The 17,210-nt window shown below is 72.8% G+C and carries 15 protein-coding genes; 12 read left to right on the plus strand and 3 right to left on the minus strand.

Annotation, left to right across the window (positions count from 1 at the left end; translation table 11 throughout):
* The first annotated feature begins 20 nt into the window (after positions 1-20).
* From ACTWO6_RS12410 to ACTWO6_RS12420, 3 genes are all read left to right on the plus strand, one after another.
* Entirely contained in the window at positions 21-1,082 is a 1,062-nt protein-coding gene (locus ACTWO6_RS12410; RefSeq protein ID WP_446219778.1) for an FAD-dependent monooxygenase, read from the plus strand.
* Positions 1,083-1,203: 121 nt separating this feature from the next.
* The gene (locus ACTWO6_RS12415) at positions 1,204-2,772 is read left to right on the plus strand and encodes an MFS transporter (RefSeq protein WP_446219779.1); all 1,569 of its coding nucleotides are present in this window, start codon (positions 1,204-1,206) and stop codon (positions 2,770-2,772) included.
* An 11-nt stretch (positions 2,773-2,783) separates the two neighbouring features.
* Complete coding sequence (locus ACTWO6_RS12420) at positions 2,784-3,392, plus strand: TetR/AcrR family transcriptional regulator (protein WP_446219780.1); 609 nt, start codon at positions 2,784-2,786, stop codon at positions 3,390-3,392.
* A 93-nt stretch (positions 3,393-3,485) separates the two neighbouring features.
* On the opposite strand, the gene ACTWO6_RS12425 is transcribed toward ACTWO6_RS12420, so the two are convergent.
* Both ACTWO6_RS12425 and ACTWO6_RS12430 read right to left on the minus strand, forming a co-directional pair.
* Positions 3,486-5,405, minus strand: coding sequence for a helix-turn-helix domain-containing protein (locus ACTWO6_RS12425; RefSeq protein WP_446219781.1), 1,920 nt, complete (start codon positions 5,403-5,405; stop codon positions 3,486-3,488).
* A gap of 14 nt (positions 5,406-5,419) precedes the next feature.
* A complete protein-coding gene (locus ACTWO6_RS12430) occupies positions 5,420-6,202 on the minus strand; it encodes a 3-hydroxybutyrate dehydrogenase (protein WP_446219782.1) in 783 nt (260 codons plus the stop codon).
* Positions 6,203-6,422: 220 nt separating this feature from the next.
* On the opposite strand from ACTWO6_RS12430, the gene ACTWO6_RS12435 reads away from it, so the two are divergent.
* From ACTWO6_RS12435 to ACTWO6_RS12475, 9 genes are all read left to right on the plus strand, one after another.
* Positions 6,423-6,770 carry a DUF1905 domain-containing protein gene (locus tag ACTWO6_RS12435; RefSeq protein WP_446219783.1) on the plus strand — a complete coding sequence of 116 codons (348 nt, stop codon included), beginning with the start codon at positions 6,423-6,425 and terminating at the stop codon, positions 6,768-6,770.
* 126 nt (positions 6,771-6,896) lie between these two features.
* A complete protein-coding gene (gene ruvC, locus ACTWO6_RS12440) occupies positions 6,897-7,424 on the plus strand; it encodes a crossover junction endodeoxyribonuclease RuvC (protein WP_446219784.1) in 528 nt (175 codons plus the stop codon).
* Entirely contained in the window at positions 7,421-8,023 is a 603-nt protein-coding gene (ruvA, locus tag ACTWO6_RS12445) for a Holliday junction branch migration protein RuvA (RefSeq protein WP_446219785.1), read from the plus strand. Before ruvC ends, ruvA begins: the two co-directional genes overlap by 4 nt.
* Positions 8,020-9,084, plus strand: coding sequence for a Holliday junction branch migration DNA helicase RuvB (gene ruvB / locus ACTWO6_RS12450; RefSeq protein WP_446219786.1), 1,065 nt, complete (start codon positions 8,020-8,022; stop codon positions 9,082-9,084). The genes ruvA and ruvB overlap by 4 nt, the downstream gene beginning before the upstream one ends.
* Before the next feature lie 194 nt (positions 9,085-9,278).
* Entirely contained in the window at positions 9,279-9,572 is a 294-nt protein-coding gene (gene yajC, locus ACTWO6_RS12455) for a preprotein translocase subunit YajC (RefSeq protein ID WP_446219787.1), read from the plus strand.
* A 220-nt stretch (positions 9,573-9,792) separates the two neighbouring features.
* Positions 9,793-11,736 (plus strand): protein translocase subunit SecD, encoded by a 1,944-nt coding sequence (gene secD / locus ACTWO6_RS12460; RefSeq protein ID WP_446219788.1) that lies wholly within the window; start codon positions 9,793-9,795, stop codon positions 11,734-11,736.
* Position 11,737: 1 nt separating this feature from the next.
* On the plus strand, positions 11,738-12,925 hold the full coding sequence (gene secF / locus ACTWO6_RS12465; RefSeq protein ID WP_446219789.1) for a protein translocase subunit SecF: 1,188 nt from the start codon (positions 11,738-11,740) through the stop codon (positions 12,923-12,925).
* 99 nt (positions 12,926-13,024) lie between these two features.
* On the plus strand, positions 13,025-13,591 hold the full coding sequence (locus ACTWO6_RS12470; RefSeq protein ID WP_446219790.1) for an adenine phosphoribosyltransferase: 567 nt from the start codon (positions 13,025-13,027) through the stop codon (positions 13,589-13,591).
* Positions 13,592-13,810: 219 nt separating this feature from the next.
* On the plus strand, positions 13,811-16,300 hold the full coding sequence (locus ACTWO6_RS12475; RefSeq protein ID WP_446219791.1) for a RelA/SpoT family protein: 2,490 nt from the start codon (positions 13,811-13,813) through the stop codon (positions 16,298-16,300).
* A gap of 64 nt (positions 16,301-16,364) precedes the next feature.
* Here the strand turns inward: ACTWO6_RS12475 and ACTWO6_RS12480 are convergent, their stop codons facing one another.
* Positions 16,365-17,201 carry a peptidylprolyl isomerase gene (locus tag ACTWO6_RS12480; protein WP_446219792.1) on the minus strand — a complete coding sequence of 279 codons (837 nt, stop codon included), beginning with the start codon at positions 17,199-17,201 and terminating at the stop codon, positions 16,365-16,367.
* Positions 17,202-17,210: the final 9 nt, after the last annotated feature.

The raw sequence follows: 17,210 nt of genomic DNA on the forward strand, positions 1-17,210 counted from the left end.
AGCTGTAGTACGGTGCGGCCATGGGGATGCATGCGGCGGTGGTCGGCGGCGGGATCGGCGGCCTGGCGGCGGCGATCGGGCTGCGGGCCGCCGGCTGGGAGGTGACTGTCCTCGAACGGGCGGCCGGGCTGCCGGAGACCGGCACCGGACTGGGCATCTGGCCGCCGGCGCTGCGGGCCCTCGACGCGCTCGGCGTGGGGGAGCAGGTGCGTCGGCGGGGGCGCCGGCAGAGCGACGGGGTGATCCGCCGCCCGGACGGCTCCCGGATCGCCACCATCGACGTCGGCCGGCTGGAACGCCGGCACGGCGAGCCGGTGCACCTGGTGACCCGGCCGGTGCTGTTGGCCGCCCTCGCCGGGGCGCTGCCGCCCGGGACGGTCCGGTTCGGCTCGCCGGTCGACGACCCGGCCGCCCTCGCCGAGGCGTACGACCTGGTGGTCGGCGCCGACGGGATCGGCAGCGTGGTCCGGACCGCGCTGTACGGGGACCGGCACCCGCTGCGTCACACCGGCATGGTGGCCTGGCGCGGGGTGGCCGACGTCGAGGTGGCCACCGGCGGCGAGACCTGGGGGCGGGGCCGCAAGTTCGGCGTCACTCCGGAGGGCCCGGGCCGGACGAACTGGTACGCCGCCGTCGCCCTGCCCGAGGGGCACCCGCCGCCCGTCGACGACCGGGTCGAGCTGCGCCGGCTCTTCGGCGACTGGCACGAGCCGATCCCGCGGCTGCTCGACGCGCTCACCGCGGACGGCGTCCTCCGGCACGAGGTACGCGACCTGACGCCGCTGCCCTCCTATGTGGCCGGTCGGGTGGCGCTGCTCGGCGACGCCGCCCACGCGATGACCCCCGATCTGGGGCAGGGCGCCTGCCAGGCGCTGATCGACGCGGTGGCGCTGGCCGAGTGTCTGCGCGGCGCCGACGACGTACCGGCCGCGCTGCGGGCGTACGACCGGCGGCGCCGGCGGCCCACCCAGCGGATCGCCGCGACGGCCCGGCGGGCGGGCCGGTTGTCGCAGGCCCGGCGCCTACTGCCGGCCCGCGACGCGCTGCTGCGACTGGCGCTGGCCGTCGTCCCGCCCGGGTGAGCTGGGACACAAACGATACGATCCGGTTCCGTATCGAAACCCCTTCACCTACGCTCGGCATCGTTACGAGTCTGCCCCGTATCGTATTTCGACGCGGGGGAAGCCGGGGGGAGAACCGGACATGGAACCGCACGAGAACACCGGACACCCGAGGAGGTGGGCGATCCTCGGGGTGCTGGTGATCAGCCTCCTCGTGGTCGTCCTCGACAACACCATCCTCAACGTCGCGCTGCGCACCCTCGCCGACCCGGTGCACGGCCTCGGGGCCAGCCAGGGCGAGCTGGAATGGGCGATCAACTCCTACACGCTGGTCTTCGCGGGCCTGCTCTTCACCTTCGGGGTGCTCGGCGACCGCGCCGGCCGCAAGCGCTTCCTCATGGTCGGCCTGGTCGTCTTCGGCCTCGCCTCGCTGCTGTCGGCGTACGCGCAGAGCCCGGCGCAGCTGATCGGCGCCCGTGCCCTGATGGGGATCGGCGGCGCGGCCATCATGCCGGTCACCCTCTCGATCATCTCCAACGTCTTCGACCCGCGCGAGCGCGGCCGGGCGATCGGCATCTGGGCCGGCGCGGTCGGGCTCGCCGTGGCGATCGGCCCGATCCTCGGCGGCGCCCTGCTGGAGCACTACTGGTGGGGCTCGGTCTTCCTGATCAACGTGCCGGTGGTGGCGGTCGGCGTGGCGCTGGTCGCCGTCCTGGTGCCCGAGTCACGCGACCCGAACCCGGGCCGGGTCGACCTGCTCGGCGTGCTGCTCTCGGTGGTCGGCCTGGTCGCGCTCACCTACGGCATCATCGACGGCGGCGAGCACGGCTTCGACCGGCCGCTGGTCTGGGCCTCGATCGTCGGCGGCCTGGCCGTGCTGGGCTGGTTCATCTCCCACGAGCTGCGCAGCGACCACCCGTCGCTGGACGTCCGGCTGTTCCGGGTGCCCCGCTTCGCCGCCCCGGTGGCGCTGGTCGGGCTGGTCTTCTTCGCCGCCATGGGCGTGATGTTCTTCAACGCCTTCTACCTGCAGCTGGTGCGGGGCTACAGCCCGCTGGAGACCGGTCTGCTCTTCCTGCCCTTCGCCGCCGCCCAGCTGTTCTTCGCGCCGCGCAGCGCGGCGATGGTCCGCCGCTTCGGCGGCCGGGCGGTCGCCGTCGTCGGCCTCGTGCTGACCGCGGTGGCGCTCGGCGCGTTCGTCTTCGTCGACGAGGTCACGCCGATCTGGGTGGTCCTGGTCCTGACCTTCCTCCAGGGCACCGGCATGGCCAACATCATGCCGCCGGCCACCGAGTCGATCATGTCGGCGCTGCCCCGGGAGAAGGCCGGCGTCGGCTCCGCGGTCAGCAACACCGTCCGGCAGGTCGCCGGCGCGCTGGGCGTCGCGGTGCTCGGCTCGGTGCTCTCCGCGGTCTACCGGGAGGACATCGCCTCGGCGCTCGCCGGCCTGCCCGCGCCGGCCCGGGACGCCGCCGACGAGTCCATCTCCGGCGCGTACGCGGCGGCGGCCCAGCTCGGGCCGGCGGCGCCCAAGCTGATCGCGGCGGCCAACGACTCGTTCGTCGCGGCGATGCACTGGGCGGCCGGGCTCTCCGCGGTGGTGGCCGCGCTCGGCATCCTGATCGCGCTGCGCTGGCTGCCGGCGCGCCCGGCGGCCGGCCCCACCGAGGCTCAACCGGTCGTCGAGCCGGAGTTGGCCGGGACCGCCTAGGTTGGGCGACAATGTCTGACATGACTTCCACCGCCGATGCTCCGCGGTCGCCCGGGCGACCGCGGAGCGTCCGCGCGGACGAGGCCATCATCGAGGCCACCCTCGACCTGCTCGCCGAGGGCAGCAGCATCGAGACGCTCTCCATCGAGGCGATCGCCGCCCGCGCCGGGGTCGGCAAGGCCACCATCTACCGGCGCTGGTCGGGCAAGGACGCCCTGCTGCTCGACGCGCTGCGCCGGCTCAAGGGCATCCTGCCGCAGCCGGCCGGCCACTCCGTCCGGGACGACCTGGTGCTGCTGGTCGGCGCGGTCGGGCACAACATCGACCCCCGGGCCGCCAAGATCATGCCCTGCCTGGTGCCCGAGGTGAACCGCAGCCCCGACCACTTCCAGCTCTACCAGAACATCATCGAGCCCCGGCGAAAGCTGATGCGCGAGGTGCTCCGGCGCGGCGTCGCCAGCGGCGAACTGCGGGCCGATCTCGACATCGAGCTGACGATGGCGCTGCTCACCGGGCCGATGCTGATCCAGCGGATGCTGCGCTGGCACCCCGAGCTGGACGACCGCATCCTGCCCGAGCCGGTCGTCGACGCCGTCCTGGAGGGCATCCGCCCCCGCTGAGCCCGGCCCCATCCACTCCAGGTCGCCGACGTGGGGGTATCCGAAGGACTCGGATGCCGCCAGTCGGCGATCCGGCGGCCGGGTCCCGCCGGGTCAGCCGGCGGGCGTACGCAGGCGGTGCAGCCGCAGCGCCAGCTGCACCTCCAGGGCCCGCTCCGGCTTCTGCCAGTCCGCGCCGAGCAGTTGCCCGACCCGCTCCAACCGCTGGGTCACCGTGTTGACGTGCACGTGCAGCAGCTCCGCCGCGCGGGCCAGGCTGCCACCCACCCCGAAGTACGCCTCCAGGGTCTTCACGAGCGCGGTGCCCCGCCGGGCGTCGTAGTCGACCACCGGCCCCACCGTCGTGGTGAGGAACCGGGCCACGTCCCGGTCGCCGGAGTCGCCGACCGCGCCGAGCAGCAGCCCGACGAAGCCCAGCTCCGCCGTGCTGGCGCCCTGCCCGGAGCGGCCCAGCGCGCCCAGCGCGGTGAGGCAGCGCTCCGCCTCGGCGAAGGTGGTGGTCAGCGACGCCGGACCGCTGGACGGGCCGCTGGCGCCGGCGGTCACCGGGCGGCCGGTCACCCGGGACAGGTCCCGGGCCACCGCCCGGGCGCTGCCGCCGGCGTCCCGCCCGGGCAGCATCAGCACCACCCGGCCGTCGCGCGCCGCCGCCAGCCCACCCCGCGTCGAGGCGTACGTGGTGGCCCAGGAGAGCACCCGCTGCCGGGCCGAGCCGGTCGCGGCGATCGCGTCGTCGCCGACCGCCACCAGCACGTGCGGCGCGTCCAGGTCCACCCCGAGGCGGCGGGCGCGGCTGCGCAGCGCGTCGGCGTCGCGCAGCGGCCGGGCGATCAGGTCGTCGAGCAGCTCGCCCCGGACCCGCCCCTCCGCCTCGGCGACGGTCCGGCTGAACAGCAGCAACAGCGCGGTGACCAGCGCGGCGCGCTCCAGGATCCGCTGGTCCGCGTCGACCAGCTCGCCGTCGGGGCGCAGCACCAGCGCGCCCAGGTTCTCCGCGCCCGCCACCACCGCGGCGTACCAGAGCGGCCCCCGGCGCACGCTGCGCCCCTCGGTACGCGAGGCGGCCACCGCCTCCACCATGTCGGCCCGGTCCGGCTCGTCGATCTGCCCTACCCGGGCGAGCTGGCGTCCCTCGGCATCCAGCGCCAGCAGCGCCCCGTCCAGCACGTCGGTCACCGCGGCCGCCACGTCCTCCACCCCGCCGCCGCGCAGCACCAGCGCGGTCATCCGGTCGTGCGCCGCGGCGGCCCGCTCCACCGAGCTGCTGTGCGCCCGGATGGTGCTGTTCGCCCCCGACAGCTCCGCCAGCGCCGAGCGGGTCTCCGCGAGCAGCCGGGCGGTGTCGATCGCCACCGCCGCGTGCGCGGCGAGCGACACCAGCAGTGACACCTCCTCCCGGGCGAACGGCCGGGCCGACCGGTTGGCCGCGTAGAGCACGCCGATCACGCTGGAGCCGAGCCGTAGCGGCACGCCGAGGATGGCGACCAGTCCCTCCTCGCCGACCCCGCCGTCGATCTCCCCGGTGTGCTTGAAGCGGTCGTCCTCCTGGTAGTTGGAGGTGACGTACGGGGTGCCGGTCTGCGCCACCAGGCCGCCCAGGCCGTCGCCCATCTCCAGCCGCAGCCGCTGGAAGCGCGCCGAGATCGAGCCGTCGGTGACCCGCATGTACGTGTCGCCGCGCTCGTCGTCGTTGAGCGTCATGTACGCCACGTCGGTGCCGAGCAGGATCCGCGCCCGGTGCACGATCGCCCGCAGCACGTCGTCCAGGTCGCGCAGCCCGGCCAGGTCGCTCGCCGTGTCGTACAGGCCGGAGAGCTCGATCTCCCGGCGGCGCCGGCGCTCCAGCAGCGCGCGGACCCGCAGCGCCACCACCTTCGCCTGCTCCAGCTCGGCGAGCCGCTCGGCGGGCAGGCCGGCGGCCCGGGCGGCCACCAGCGGTCCCTCGAACTCGACCGCGGCGGCCTCCCGGGCCAGTAGTTCCAGGAACTCGACCGGCGACGACATGAGCGACATTGTGCGCGAGGCCACTAGTTGGCCGTCCAGCCCCCGTCGAGGGCGATCGAGGCGCCGGTGATGAAGTCGGCCGGCGGGGCGCAGAGGTACGCCATCAGCTCCGCCACCTCCTCGGGCTCGATCAGCCGCTTGATCGCCGCCCGGGCCAGCATGATCTTCTCGACCACCTCGTCCTCGCCGATGCCGTGGGTGGCCGCCTGGTCGGCGATCTGACTCTCCACCAGCGGGGTCCGGACGTACGCGGGGTTGATGCAGTTGGCGGTCACGCCGTGCGCCGCACCCTCCAGTGCGACCACCTTCGACAGCCCTTCGAGGGCGTGCTTCGCCGACACGTACGCCGACTTGTAGGGCGAGGCGCGCAGCCCGTGGACGGAGGAGATGTTGACGATCCGCCCCCAGCCCTGGGCGTACATGTGCGGCAGGGCCCGCCGGATGATCCGGAACGGCGCCTCCACCATCACCCGGTGGATGTAGGCGAAGCGGTCGGTGGGGAAGTCCTGCACCGGCGCCACGTGCTGGAGGCCGGCGTTGTTCACCACGATGTCCACGTCGGCGTCGAGCCGGTCCACCGCGGCCGGGTCGGCCAGGTCGATCCCCTCGGCCCGGCCGCCCGCCTCGGCGGCCACCGCCTTCGCCGCCTCCACGTTCCGGTCCACCACCAGCACGCTCGCCCCGGCCGCCGCCAGGCGCAGCGCGCAGGCCCGGCCGATGCCGCTGCCACCACCGGTCACCAGTGCGCTACGACCGGAGAGGTCGACGCGTACGACGTGGGGGACCGCCACGGGTTCTGCCGTCATGGCGCAAGAAGTTACGAGCTGTGTGGCCGGCGGCACATGGGGCGGCGACACATACTCCACTGCCGCTCTGTGTGGACCCGCCGACCTCCGACAGGCCCGCCCCGCCACCGGGCGGTGCCCCGGCCCTCCGGCGAGAAACGTCGCCGGCCCGTGGCACAGTGACCGCACCCCGGGGCCGGCCGCCATCACCGCCCGGCTGACCGACCGAACGGACGTGACCATGGGAACCACAGCACGGTCCCGCCGAGCTGCCGCCGACGCCCGGGATGACGGCCGCCAGCAGCCGACGTCGTCCTCCCCGACGGTCTTCGAGGCGGTCCTCGTCCGCTGGTCCGGCGCGAGCGGATGGGTCTTCGCCCCGGTGCCGGACGAACACGCGCCCAGCGCGGCGGGCCCGTTCGGCCGGGTGCCGGTGGTCGCGACCGTGGACTCCCGCACCTGGCGGACCAGTGTGTGGCGGGACCGGAAGGCGGGCTGGTTGCTGGCCGTACCAGCGGGGATCCGGGCCGGCAAGGACCACGGGGACGTGGTCGGCGTCGCGATCGAGATCGACCACGCGCGGCTGTAGGCCCGTGTCCGGTGCGGTGTGCCTGCTGCCAGGTCCGCCGCCCCGGCGTGTCCCGACCGGCGGCCGTTCCGGAGCACAAGTAGGGTGTCGAACACACGTACTGCTGACGGCTGGGGAGGAGGCGGCGTGCGCGTGCTCGGCGTCGACCCGGGGCTGACCCGGTGCGGGGTCGGCGTGGTCGAGGGGGTGCCGGGCCGGCCCTGCACGCTGGTCGCCTACTACGTCGTCTACACCGACCCGGCCGACGAGCTGCCGCTGCGCCTGCTGCACCTGGACCGGTCGCTGACTGACCTGGTGGCCGAGCACCGGCCGGACGCGGTGGCCGTCGAGCGGGTGTTCAGCCAGCACAACGTCCGCACGGTGATGGGCACCGCCCAGGCCAGCGGGATCGCCGTGCTCGCCGGGGCGCGAGCCGGGCTGCCCGTGCAGACGTACACGCCGAGCGAGGTCAAGGCGGCGGTGACCGGCTCCGGTCAGGCCGACAAGGCGCAGATGACCGCCATGGTGACCCGGCTGCTGCGGCTGGCCGAGCCGCCGAAGCCGGCCGACGCCGCCGACGCCCTGGCCCTGGCCATCTGCCACGTGTGGCGCGGCGGCACCCGGTCCAAGCTGGCCGCCGCGGCCGAGCGGGCCCGACGAGAAGGAGCGCGATGATCGCCAGCGTGCGCGGCACGGTGACCGCGACCGGTCCCGACCATGCGGTGGTGGAGGTCGGCGGGATCGGCCTGGCGGTGCAGTGCGCCCCCGGCACCCTCGCCGAGCTGCGGGTCGGCCAGCCGGCCCGGCTCGCCACCAGCCTGGTCGTCCGGGAGGATTCGCTCACCCTGTACGGCTTCGCCGACGACGACGCCAAGCAGCTCTTCGAGCTGCTGCAGACCGCCAGCGGGGTCGGCCCCAGGCTGGCCCAGGCGGTGCTCGCCGTGCACACCCCGGACGCGGTCCGCAAGGCCATCGCCAACGCCGACACCGCCGCGCTGACCCGGGTGCCGGGCATCGGCAAGAAGGGCGCCGAGCGGCTGGTCCTCGAGCTGCGGGACCGGATCGGCCCGGTGCCGGTCGGCGTCGACGGCGCGGCCGGGGTGACCGGCGGCGCCTGGCCCGAGCAGGTCCGCCAGGCGCTGGTCGGGCTCGGCTGGTCCACCGCCCAGGCCGAACAGGCGGTGGCCGTGGTCGCCGAGACCGTCGACGGGGAGACCCCGCCGGTGCCCGTCCTGCTCAAGCAGGCCATCCGCCTGCTGGGTCGCTCGCGATGACCGGGGAGAACCTGGTCTCGGCGTACGTCAGCGACGCCGAGCTCGACGCGGAGGCGAGCGTCCGGCCGAAGCGACTCGACGAGTTCATCGCCCAGCACCGGGTCCGCGACCAGCTCGACCTGCTGCTGCAGGGCGCGATGCGGCGCGGCTCCCCGCCCGACCACATCCTCCTCTCGGGGCCACCTGGCTTGGGTAAGACGACCCTGGCAAACATCGTCGCCGCCGAGCTGGGCGCCGGCATCCGGGTGACCAGCGGTCCGGCGATCGAGCGCTCCGGCGACCTGGCGGCCATCGTGACCAGCCTCGCCGAGGGCGACGTGCTCTTCATCGACGAGATCCACCGGATCGCCAAGCCGGCCGAGGAGCTGCTCTACAGCGCGATGGAGGACTTCCGCGTCGACGTGGTGGTGGGGAAGGGCCCGGGGGCCACCGCCATCCCGCTCGACGTCGAGCCGTTCACCCTGGTCGGCGCGACCACCCGATCCGGCCTGCTCACCGGGCCGATGCGGGACCGCTTCGGCTTCGTCGCCCACCTCGACTTCTACGCCCCGGCCGACCTGGAGACGCTGCTGCGCCGTTCCGCGCGGATCCTCGGCGTGCCGATCACCGAGGAGGGCGCGGCCGAGATCGCCGGCAGGTCCCGGGGAACCCCGCGGATCGCCAACCGGCTGCTGCGCCGGGTGCGGGACTTCGCCGAGGTCCGGGCCGACGGCGTGGTCAACCTGAAGACCGCCCGGGCCGCCCTGACCGTGTACGACGTCGACGCGCTGGGCCTGGACCGGCTGGACCGGGCGGTGCTGACCGCGCTGGTCGACTCGTTCCGGGGCGGCCCGGTCGGGCTCTCCACCCTCGCGGTCGCGGTGGGGGAGCAGCCGGACACCGTCGAGGAGGTCTGTGAGCCGTTCCTGGTCCGGGCGGGGCTGCTGGCGCGTACCCCGCGGGGCCGGGTCGCGACGGAGGCCGCCTGGCGGCATCTGGGGCGTACACCGCCGAATGGTACATTTGGCACGGATGCCCCTCCCGTGCCCGATCTGTTCTCCGCGCAGCCCGATCAGCCGTGATCCGAACGTGATCTCTGCCGCATTCGGTGTTCTCAGGTGCAGGGATTAGACTTCGCCGCGGTCTGTACAGGATGTGAGAATCCGCCTCCGCTCCGGCGCCCTCGGGCCAGGCGCGGGGGCCAATGGGAAGGTCGACAACCGTGCTTTACCTAGCAGCGGGTGGCGGAGGAGCCGGCGGTCTGACGCCGATCCTCATGATCGCTCTGCTCTTCGGCGTCATGTACTTCATGATGATCCGCCCCCAGCAGAAGCGCCGGCGCGAGGCCGAGCAGATGCAGTCCGCTCTCTCCGCGGGCGACGAGGTGGTCACCATCGGCGGTCTCTACGGCACGGTGACCGAGGTGGACGACGACACCGTCCTGCTCGAGGTCGCTCCGGGCGTGCAGACCCGGTACGCCCGCCCGGCCATCGCCCGGGTGACCACCCGGGCCGAGCGCCCCGAGGCGACCGAGCCGGTGGCCGAGGAAGCCGACGCCGTCAAGGAGTGACCGACCGCCCCGACGGGGCAGCGGATTCATCCCGAAAAGTGGATAGTTGGGTCGGCGCCCGACGCCGACACGCGGAAACTCCCCCGACGCCGCCGCGTCGTGACCCGGAGGCGTGTCGGTCGGCGGCGTCGACCCGCCAGAGCAGTCGGCCGGACACCCCCGGTCCGACATTCGTCGCCGCTGCGCCGGCGGCGCGACCGTACAGGGAGACAGGACAGCCGTGGCACCACCTCAGGGACAGATGCGCCCCGGACGGCAGCTCGCCGTTCTCGGGCTCGTCTTCGTCGTCCTCTATCTTTTGGTGTTCTTCTCGGGCGGCGCCAGTGGTGGCTGGAAGGACCGGCTGGAGCCGCGGCTCGGCCTGGACCTGATCGGCGGCACCCGGCTGACGCTCGAGGCCACCAACAGCGTGGACGGCAAGCCACCGACGGCCGCCAACCTCGAAGAGGCGCGCCAGATCATCGAGAACCGGGTCAACGCGTACGGCGTGGCCGAGGCCGAGGTGGTCACCGAGGGCAACCGCAACATCGTCATCTCCCTGCCCGGTGAGAACCGGGACCTGACCGACGTCGGCAGCGCCGCCGAGCTGCGCTTCCGCAAGGTGCTCAAGGCGACCGACGGCAGCGGCGCGACCGCCGCCCCGGCCCCGACCGCCAGCGCGACCCCGGCCCCGGCCGGCAGCGCGACGCCGAAGCCGTCCGGCAGCGCGACGCCGAAGCCGTCCGGCAGCGCCGCCCCGAAGCCGTCCGCGAGCGCCCCGAAGGTCACCGCCTCGCCGAGCGCCGGCGGGCAGGGCGGCATGGCCCCGACGCCGAGCGCCAGCGCCGCCGCGCCGACCCCGACGGCCTCGCCGAGCGCCGCCTCGCCGTCGCCGAGCGCCAGCGCCGCGCCGGTGCCGCAGAGCGTCGAGCAGCAGCGCAAGGCCGTCGAGCAGAAGGTCGGGCCGGCCGCCTGGGCCGCCGCCAGCGGCCTGAAGGCCCCGGCCGACGTCTCCGCCGACCCGTCGCTGGCCGAGAAGCTCAAGCCGTTCGGCGCGCTCTCCCCGCAGGAGATCGCGGTGCTGCCAGTGGACATGCAGTTCAACGTCCCGACCATCACCTGCGCCCAGCTCGACAAGCGTCCGCCGGCCTCGATCAAGGACGAGAAGCAGCAGGCAGTCGCCTGCGAGAGCGGCGGGAAGTACCTGCTCGACGTGGCCAAGGTGGTCGGCACCGACGTCAAGGACGCCTCCGCCCAGCTCGACCAGACCAGCTCCTGGGTGGTCAGCCTCCAGTTCACCGGCAAGGGCCAGGAGCACTGGACCAACCTGACCCGCGAGGCGTTCAACAACGAGGGCCAGGCCTGCGACCAGACCGCGATCGGGCAGGACGGCAAGTGCCGGGTCGCGGTCGTCCTGGACAACCAGATCGTCTCCTCGCCGGAGATCCAGGGCGTGCTGACCGGTGACTCCCAGATCACCGGCAGCTTCGACAACAAGGCCGCGAACGCGCTCGCCAGCCAGCTGCGCTACGGCGCGCTGCCGGTGACCTTCGTGCCGCAGGAGCAGCAGAACGTCACCGCCACCCTCGGCGACAGCCAGCTCCGGGCCGGTCTGCTCGCCGCCGGCATCGGCATGCTGCTGGTCATCATCTACTCGTTCTTCTACTACCGGCTGCTCGGTTCAGTGATCTTCCTGAGCCTGGTGCTCTCGGCGCTGCTGGTCTTCGGCTCGCTGGTGGTGCTCGGCCGGTCCATCGGCTTCACCCTCACCCTCGCCGGCATCGCCGGCATGATCGTCTCGCTCGGCGTGGCGGCGGACTCGTTCGTCATCTACTTCGAGCGCCTCAAGGACGAGATCCGCGAGGGACGCAGCCCGCGCAGCGCGGTGCCGCGGGCCTGGATCCGGGCCCGCCGGACGATCATCTCGGCGAACGCCATCACCCTGATGTCCGCCGTGGTGCTCTACATCGTCTCGGTCGGCACGGTGAAGGGCTTCGCCTTCGCCCTCGGCCTGGCGACCGTGCTCGACCTGCTGGTCGTCTTCCTCTTCCGTCACCCGATCATGACGATGTTCGCCCGGACCCGGGCGTTCCTGTCCCCGCGGGTCAGCGGCCTCGGCCGGGCCCTGCCGGCCCGTTCGACCGAGCAGGGCACCGCCCGCAACCCGCGCGTCAAGGAGGCCTGAGATGGCTAAGAGTGGTCTGGCGTCCCGGCTGTACCGGGGCGAGGCCGATCTCAACATCGTCGGCCGGCGCAAGCTGTGGTTCGGCGTCGCCGCCGGGCTGGTGCTGCTCGCGGTGCTCAGCTTCGCCGTGCGCGGCTTCAGCCTGGGCATCGAGTTCGCCGGCGGCAACTCGTTCCAGGTGCCGGCCAGCGTCGGCACGCTGGACGGGGCCGAGGAGCAGGTCAACGCCGCCCTCAAGGCCGAGGGCGGCGGTGCCGAGGTGGTCACCGCGCAGAAGGTCGGCAGCACCAGCGGCCAGTACTACGAGATGCGCACCACGCAGCTCAGCCCGCAGCAGGCCAACGCGGTCAAGGGCGAGATCGCCGAGAGGTTCGACATCCAGCCCGGCCAGATCAGCGGCAATCAGGTCTCCGAGGCGTGGGGCAGCCAGGTCACCGAGCGCGCGCTGCTCGGCCTGCTGCTCTTCATCGCGGTGGTGGCGATCTACCTGATCCTGCGCTTCGAGTGGCGGATGGCCGTCGCCGCGATCAGCTCGCTGTTCATGAACCTGTTCCTCACCGCCGGCATCTACTCGCTGGTCGGCTTCGAGGTCACCCCGTCGACGATCATCGGCTTCCTCACCATCCTCGGCTTCGCGTTGTACGACGTGGTGGTGGTCTTCGACAAGGTCCAGGAGAACACCCGGGGCATCACCGCGAACAACAACCTGACCTACGGCGAGGCGGCCAACCTGGCGCTGAACCAGAGCCTGATGCGGTCGCTGAACACGTCGGTGGTCGCCCTGCTCCCGGTCGGCGGTCTGCTCTTCATCGGCGCCGGCCTGCTGGGCGCGGGCACGCTGAAGGACCTCGGTCTGGTGCTCTTCGTCGGTATGGCGGTGGCGTTCCTGACCTCGATCCTGCTGGCCACCCCGCTGCTGGTGCTCCTGAAGAACCAGGACCCGCGGATCAGCGCGCACAACAAGCGGGTGCTGGCCCGCCGGGGCGCCATCGCCCGGGGCGAGCTGACCCCGAAGGGCGCGCCGCGCGCCGCCGAGGCCGGCGAGGAGGCCATCGACCCGGAGACGGCGGCGCTGGCCGGCTCGGCGCCGAAGGTGGGCGCCCGACCGGTGAGCAAGCGCCCGACCGGCGCGCGGGGCGGTCGTCCCGGCGCCGGGGGCAACCGGCCGGGCGGCGCCAAGCGCCGCTGACCGCTCCACCGGACCCGGTAGCGATCGACCTGACGGCGTCCGCCATGCTGTGCGCAGCATGGCGGACGCCGTCCTCGTTTGAAGGGAAGCGGGACAACCGTGACGGAGACCCACAGCACGGCGGTACGGGGAGACAGCGGCCCGGAGGTCGCCCGGCTGGTGGCCAGCCGGGTGCTGGACGTGCCGGACTTCCCGAAGCCCGGCGTCATGTTCAAGGACCTGATGCCGCTCTTCGCCGACGGTGACGTGTTCCGCGAGGTGATCGACGGGATCGTCGGGTACCACGGGCGTGACTCGTTCGACGCGGTGGTCGGCATCGAGGCGCGCGGCTTCGTGATCGCCGCCGCCATCGCGTACGCGACCGGGGTCGGCGTGGTGCCGGTGCGCAAGGCCGGCAAGCTGCCCCGCCCGGCGTACTCGGCCTCCTACGCGCTGGAGTACGGCGAGGCGACCCTGGAGGTGCACCAGGACGCCTTCACCGCCGGCCACCGGGTGCTGGTCGTCGACGACGTGCTCGCCACCGGCGGCACCGCCGAGGCCACCCTCGACCTGGTCGAGCGGGCCGGTGGCACCGTCGCCGGCTTCACCGTGCTGTTGGAGCTGAGCTTCCTGAAGGGGCGGGAGCGGCTGGCCCCGCGTCCGGTCCATGCCCTGCTGACCGTTTGATGCCGCGGCCGTCGGGCCAAGCCCGCGCGGACCGTCCGGCGGAGCGGCGGGGCACCCTGCGTACGGGTAGCATTGCCCTTTGCTGACCGGGCGGGCGACCGTCCTGCGGCGGGAAGACCGCCGGCCGCGGGCCGGCGCGGAACAACACCGGCCCCACAGCCGGTTGATACGAACGTCGGCCGTACGGTCGGCGCATCCCGGCGAGCGGTGAGGAGGCCGGTGTCCCACGATGTCGTCCCTCCGGTGGAGGGCACGGTGCACCCGACAGGCGACGCGGACGGCTCGGTGACCGAGCGGAGCGGCAACCCGCCGGCCCGGGTGACGGGCTCTGGCAGCGGCGTCGCCCCCGACGCCGGCACGGACGACGGCACGTCGCCCGCCGGCGCGGTCGTGGTGCCGTTCCCGACCGACGGCTCGGTCGATCCCACGCCGAGCGGTGGTTTCGCGCTGTCCAACGCGCCCACCGGCCGGCGGGTCCGCGCCCGGCTGGCCCGGTTCAACGCGCCCTGGCAGACCTCGCAGGTCAGCGAGGTGCTCGAACCGCTGATCGCCACCCACCGGGAGAACCACCCCAAGGCCGACGCCCGGCTGCTGCAGCGCGCGTTCGACACCGCGGCGCGCTGGCACTCCGGTCAGTACCGCAAGTCCGGTGACCCGTACATCACCCACCCGCTTGCGGTGGCGACCATCCTGGGCAACCTGGGGATGGACACCACCACGCTGGTCGCCGCGCTGCTGCACGACACCATCGAGGACACCGAGTACACCCTCGACCAGATGCGGGCGGACTTCGGCCCGGAGGTGACCCTCCTGGTCGACGGCGTGACGAAGCTGGACAAGGTCAAGCTGGGTGACGCCGCCAAGGCGGAGACGATCCGCAAGATGGTCGTGGCGATGGCCAAGGACCCGCGGGTGCTGGTGATCAAGCTGGCCGACCGGCTGCACAACATGCGTACCCTCACCTTCCTGCCCCGCCCCAAGCAGGAGCAGAAGGCGAAGGAGACGCTGGAGATCCTGGCTCCCCTCGCGCACCGCCTCGGTATGAACACCCTCAAGTGGGAGCTCGAGGATCTCGCCTTCGGCACCCTCTTCCCGAAGCGGTACGAGGAGATCAACCGGCTGATCGGGGAGCACCAGCCGCAGCGGGAGGCGCTGCTGCGTCAGGTGACCCAGAAGGTGTCGACCGACCTGAAGGCTGCCAAGATCAAGGCGGAGACCACCGGCCGGCCGAAGCACCTCTACTCGATCTACCAGAAGATGATGGTGCGGGGTCGCGACTTCAACGACATCTACGACCTGGTCGGGGTGCGGATCCTGGTCGACACGGTGCGGGACTGCTACGCGGCGCTGGGTGTCATCCACGCCAACTGGCAGCCGGTGCCGGGCCGGTTCAAGGACTACATCGCGATGCCCAAGTTCAACATGTACCAGTCGTTGCACACGACGGTCATCGGGCCCACCGGCAAGCCGGTGGAGATGCAGATCCGCACGTACGCGATGCACCGCACCGCCGAGTTCGGCATCGCCGCGCACTGGAAGTACAAGGAGCACAAGGGCACCCAGATCGTCGGCCCGCCGGCACACATCGACGAGATGACCTGGCTGCGCCAGCTGCTGGACTGGCAGCGGGAGGCGGCCGACCCGAGCGAGTTCCTCGACGCGCTCCGCTTCGACCTGTCCAGCCAGGAGGTGTACGTCTTCACCCCGAAGGGTGACGTCATCCCGCTGCCGACCGGGTCGACGCCGGTGGACTTCGCGTACGCGGTGCACACCGAGGTCGGGCACAAATGCATCGGCGCCCGGGTCAACGGCAAGCTGGTGCCGCTGGAGTCGACGCTCTCCAACGGCGACGTGATCGAGATCTTCACCTCGAAGTCGGACACGGCCGGCCCGACGCAGGACTGGTTGGGCTTCGTCAAGAGCCCCCGGGCGCGGACGAAGATCCGCCAGTACTTCAACAAAGAGCGGCGCGAGGAGGCGATCGAGGCCGGCAAGGACTCGATCGTCAAGGCGATGCGCAAGCAGGGCATGCCGTTGCAGCGGATGCTCACCTCGGACGCGCTGATGGCGATCGCCCGGGACCTGCACCTGGCCGACGTCGCCTCGCTCTACGCGGCGGTCGGCGACAGCCAGGTCTCCGCCCAGTCGGTCGTGCAGAAGCTGATGGCCACGTACGGCGGCGAGGAGGGCGCGGCGGAGGACATCGCCGAGACCGCCGTCGCCACCCGGCCCCCGCGCAGCCGGCAGAGCAGCAGCGACCCGGGCGTCGTGGTGCGGGGCGTCAGCGACGTCTGGATCAAGCTGGCCCGCTGCTGCACCCCGGTGCCGCCGGACGCGGTCTTCGGCTTCGTCACCCGCTCCGGCGGGGTGAGCGTGCACCGGGACGACTGCGCCAACGCCGAGGACCTGCGGGCGCAGAGCGAACGGGTGGTCGAGGTCAGCTGGAAGCTCACCTCCGCCTCCACCTTCCTCGTCGCCATCCAGGTCGAGGCGCTGGACCGGCACAAGCTGCTCGCCGACGTCACCCGGGTGCTGTCGGAGGAGCGGGTGAACATCCTCTCCGCCACCGTCACCACCACCCGGGACCGGGTGGCGGTGAGCCGGTTCAGCTTCGAGATGGCCGACCCGAAGCACCTGGGCCACCTGCTGGCCGCGGTGCGGAAGGTCGACGGCGTCTTCGACGCGTACCGGGTCACCTCGGGCGCCTGAGGCACGCACACGAAAGCGCCCGCCGGCTGGAGCCGGCGGGCGCTTCGTCGTCGTACGGGCGGGCTCAGCCCTGGATGTCGCTCATCGCCAGCTTGTTGATGACGATTTCCTTCTTCGGGTGGCCGCCGCCGGCCTGCTGCGCGAAGGCCTTGTCGTCACCGGCCGCCGCGACCTGCTTGACCACGTCCATGCCGCCGGTGATGGTGCCCAGCACGGTGTAGTTCGGGTCGAGCTGCGAGTCGCCGAACACGATGAAGAACTGGCTGCCGGTGCTGCCCGGCTGGCCGGAGTTGGCCATCGCGATGACGCCCTCCGGGTACGGCGGGCGCTTGTCGGTCGGCAGGTTCTCCTCGGCCAGGTTGTAGCTCGGGCCGCCGGTGCCGTCGGTCTCGCGCCAGCCCTTGCCGGTCGCGCTCGGGTCGCCGCACTGGAGCACCTTGATGCCCTCGGTGACCAGTCGGTGGCACTTGGTGTTGTCGAAGAAGCCCTTGCTGGCCAGGTGGGTGAAGCTGCCCGCGGTGCAGGGCACGGCCGCCCGGTCGATCTTCGCGGTGATCGGTCCCAGGTTGGTGTCGATCGTCATGGTCTGGGTGCCGGTGTTCTTCTGCTGGCCGCCGGGCAGCCCGACGTCCTTGATCTGCTTGGTGCGCCCCTCCTTGGGGACCTCGGTGTAGGCGCACTGGGCGGCACCCGCCGACGTGGCGGTCTGCTTCTTGTCGTCGTCGCCACCGAGGGCGGTGGCCAGCCAGACGGTGCCGGCGACCACCAGCAGCAGGACCGCACCGGCCCCGACGATCGCCTGCGTCTGCCGGCGCTTGCGGGCGCGGGCCGCGCGCTCGGCCATCTCCCGCTCGAGTCGGGCCCGCGCCGCCGCGCGCTGCCGCTCTCTCGTGGACGTCACGGTCACTCC

The organism is Micromonospora sp. IBHARD004, assembly GCF_052814115.1.

Excerpts from the sequence above, each read along its gene's own strand:
- ACTWO6_RS12420 (WP_446219780.1), top strand. The coding sequence starts at position 2,784 with ATGTCTGACATGACTTCCACCGCCGATGCTCCGCGGTCGCCCGGGCGA.
- secF (WP_446219789.1), top strand. The coding sequence starts at position 11,738 with ATGGCTAAGAGTGGTCTGGCGTCCCGGCTGTACCGGGGCGAGGCCGAT.
- ACTWO6_RS12415 (WP_446219779.1), top strand. The coding sequence starts at position 1,204 with ATGGAACCGCACGAGAACACCGGACACCCGAGGAGGTGGGCGATCCTC.
- ruvB (WP_446219786.1), top strand. The coding sequence starts at position 8,020 with ATGACCGGGGAGAACCTGGTCTCGGCGTACGTCAGCGACGCCGAGCTC.
- ruvA (WP_446219785.1), top strand. The coding sequence starts at position 7,421 with ATGATCGCCAGCGTGCGCGGCACGGTGACCGCGACCGGTCCCGACCAT.
- ACTWO6_RS12410 (WP_446219778.1), top strand. The coding sequence starts at position 21 with ATGGGGATGCATGCGGCGGTGGTCGGCGGCGGGATCGGCGGCCTGGCG.
- yajC (WP_446219787.1), top strand. The coding sequence starts at position 9,279 with ATGATCGCTCTGCTCTTCGGCGTCATGTACTTCATGATGATCCGCCCC.
- ACTWO6_RS12435 (WP_446219783.1), top strand. The coding sequence starts at position 6,423 with ATGGGAACCACAGCACGGTCCCGCCGAGCTGCCGCCGACGCCCGGGAT.
- ACTWO6_RS12425 (WP_446219781.1), bottom strand. The coding sequence starts at position 5,405 with ATGTCGCTCATGTCGTCGCCGGTCGAGTTCCTGGAACTACTGGCCCGG.
- ACTWO6_RS12430 (WP_446219782.1), bottom strand. The coding sequence starts at position 6,202 with ATGACGGCAGAACCCGTGGCGGTCCCCCACGTCGTACGCGTCGACCTC.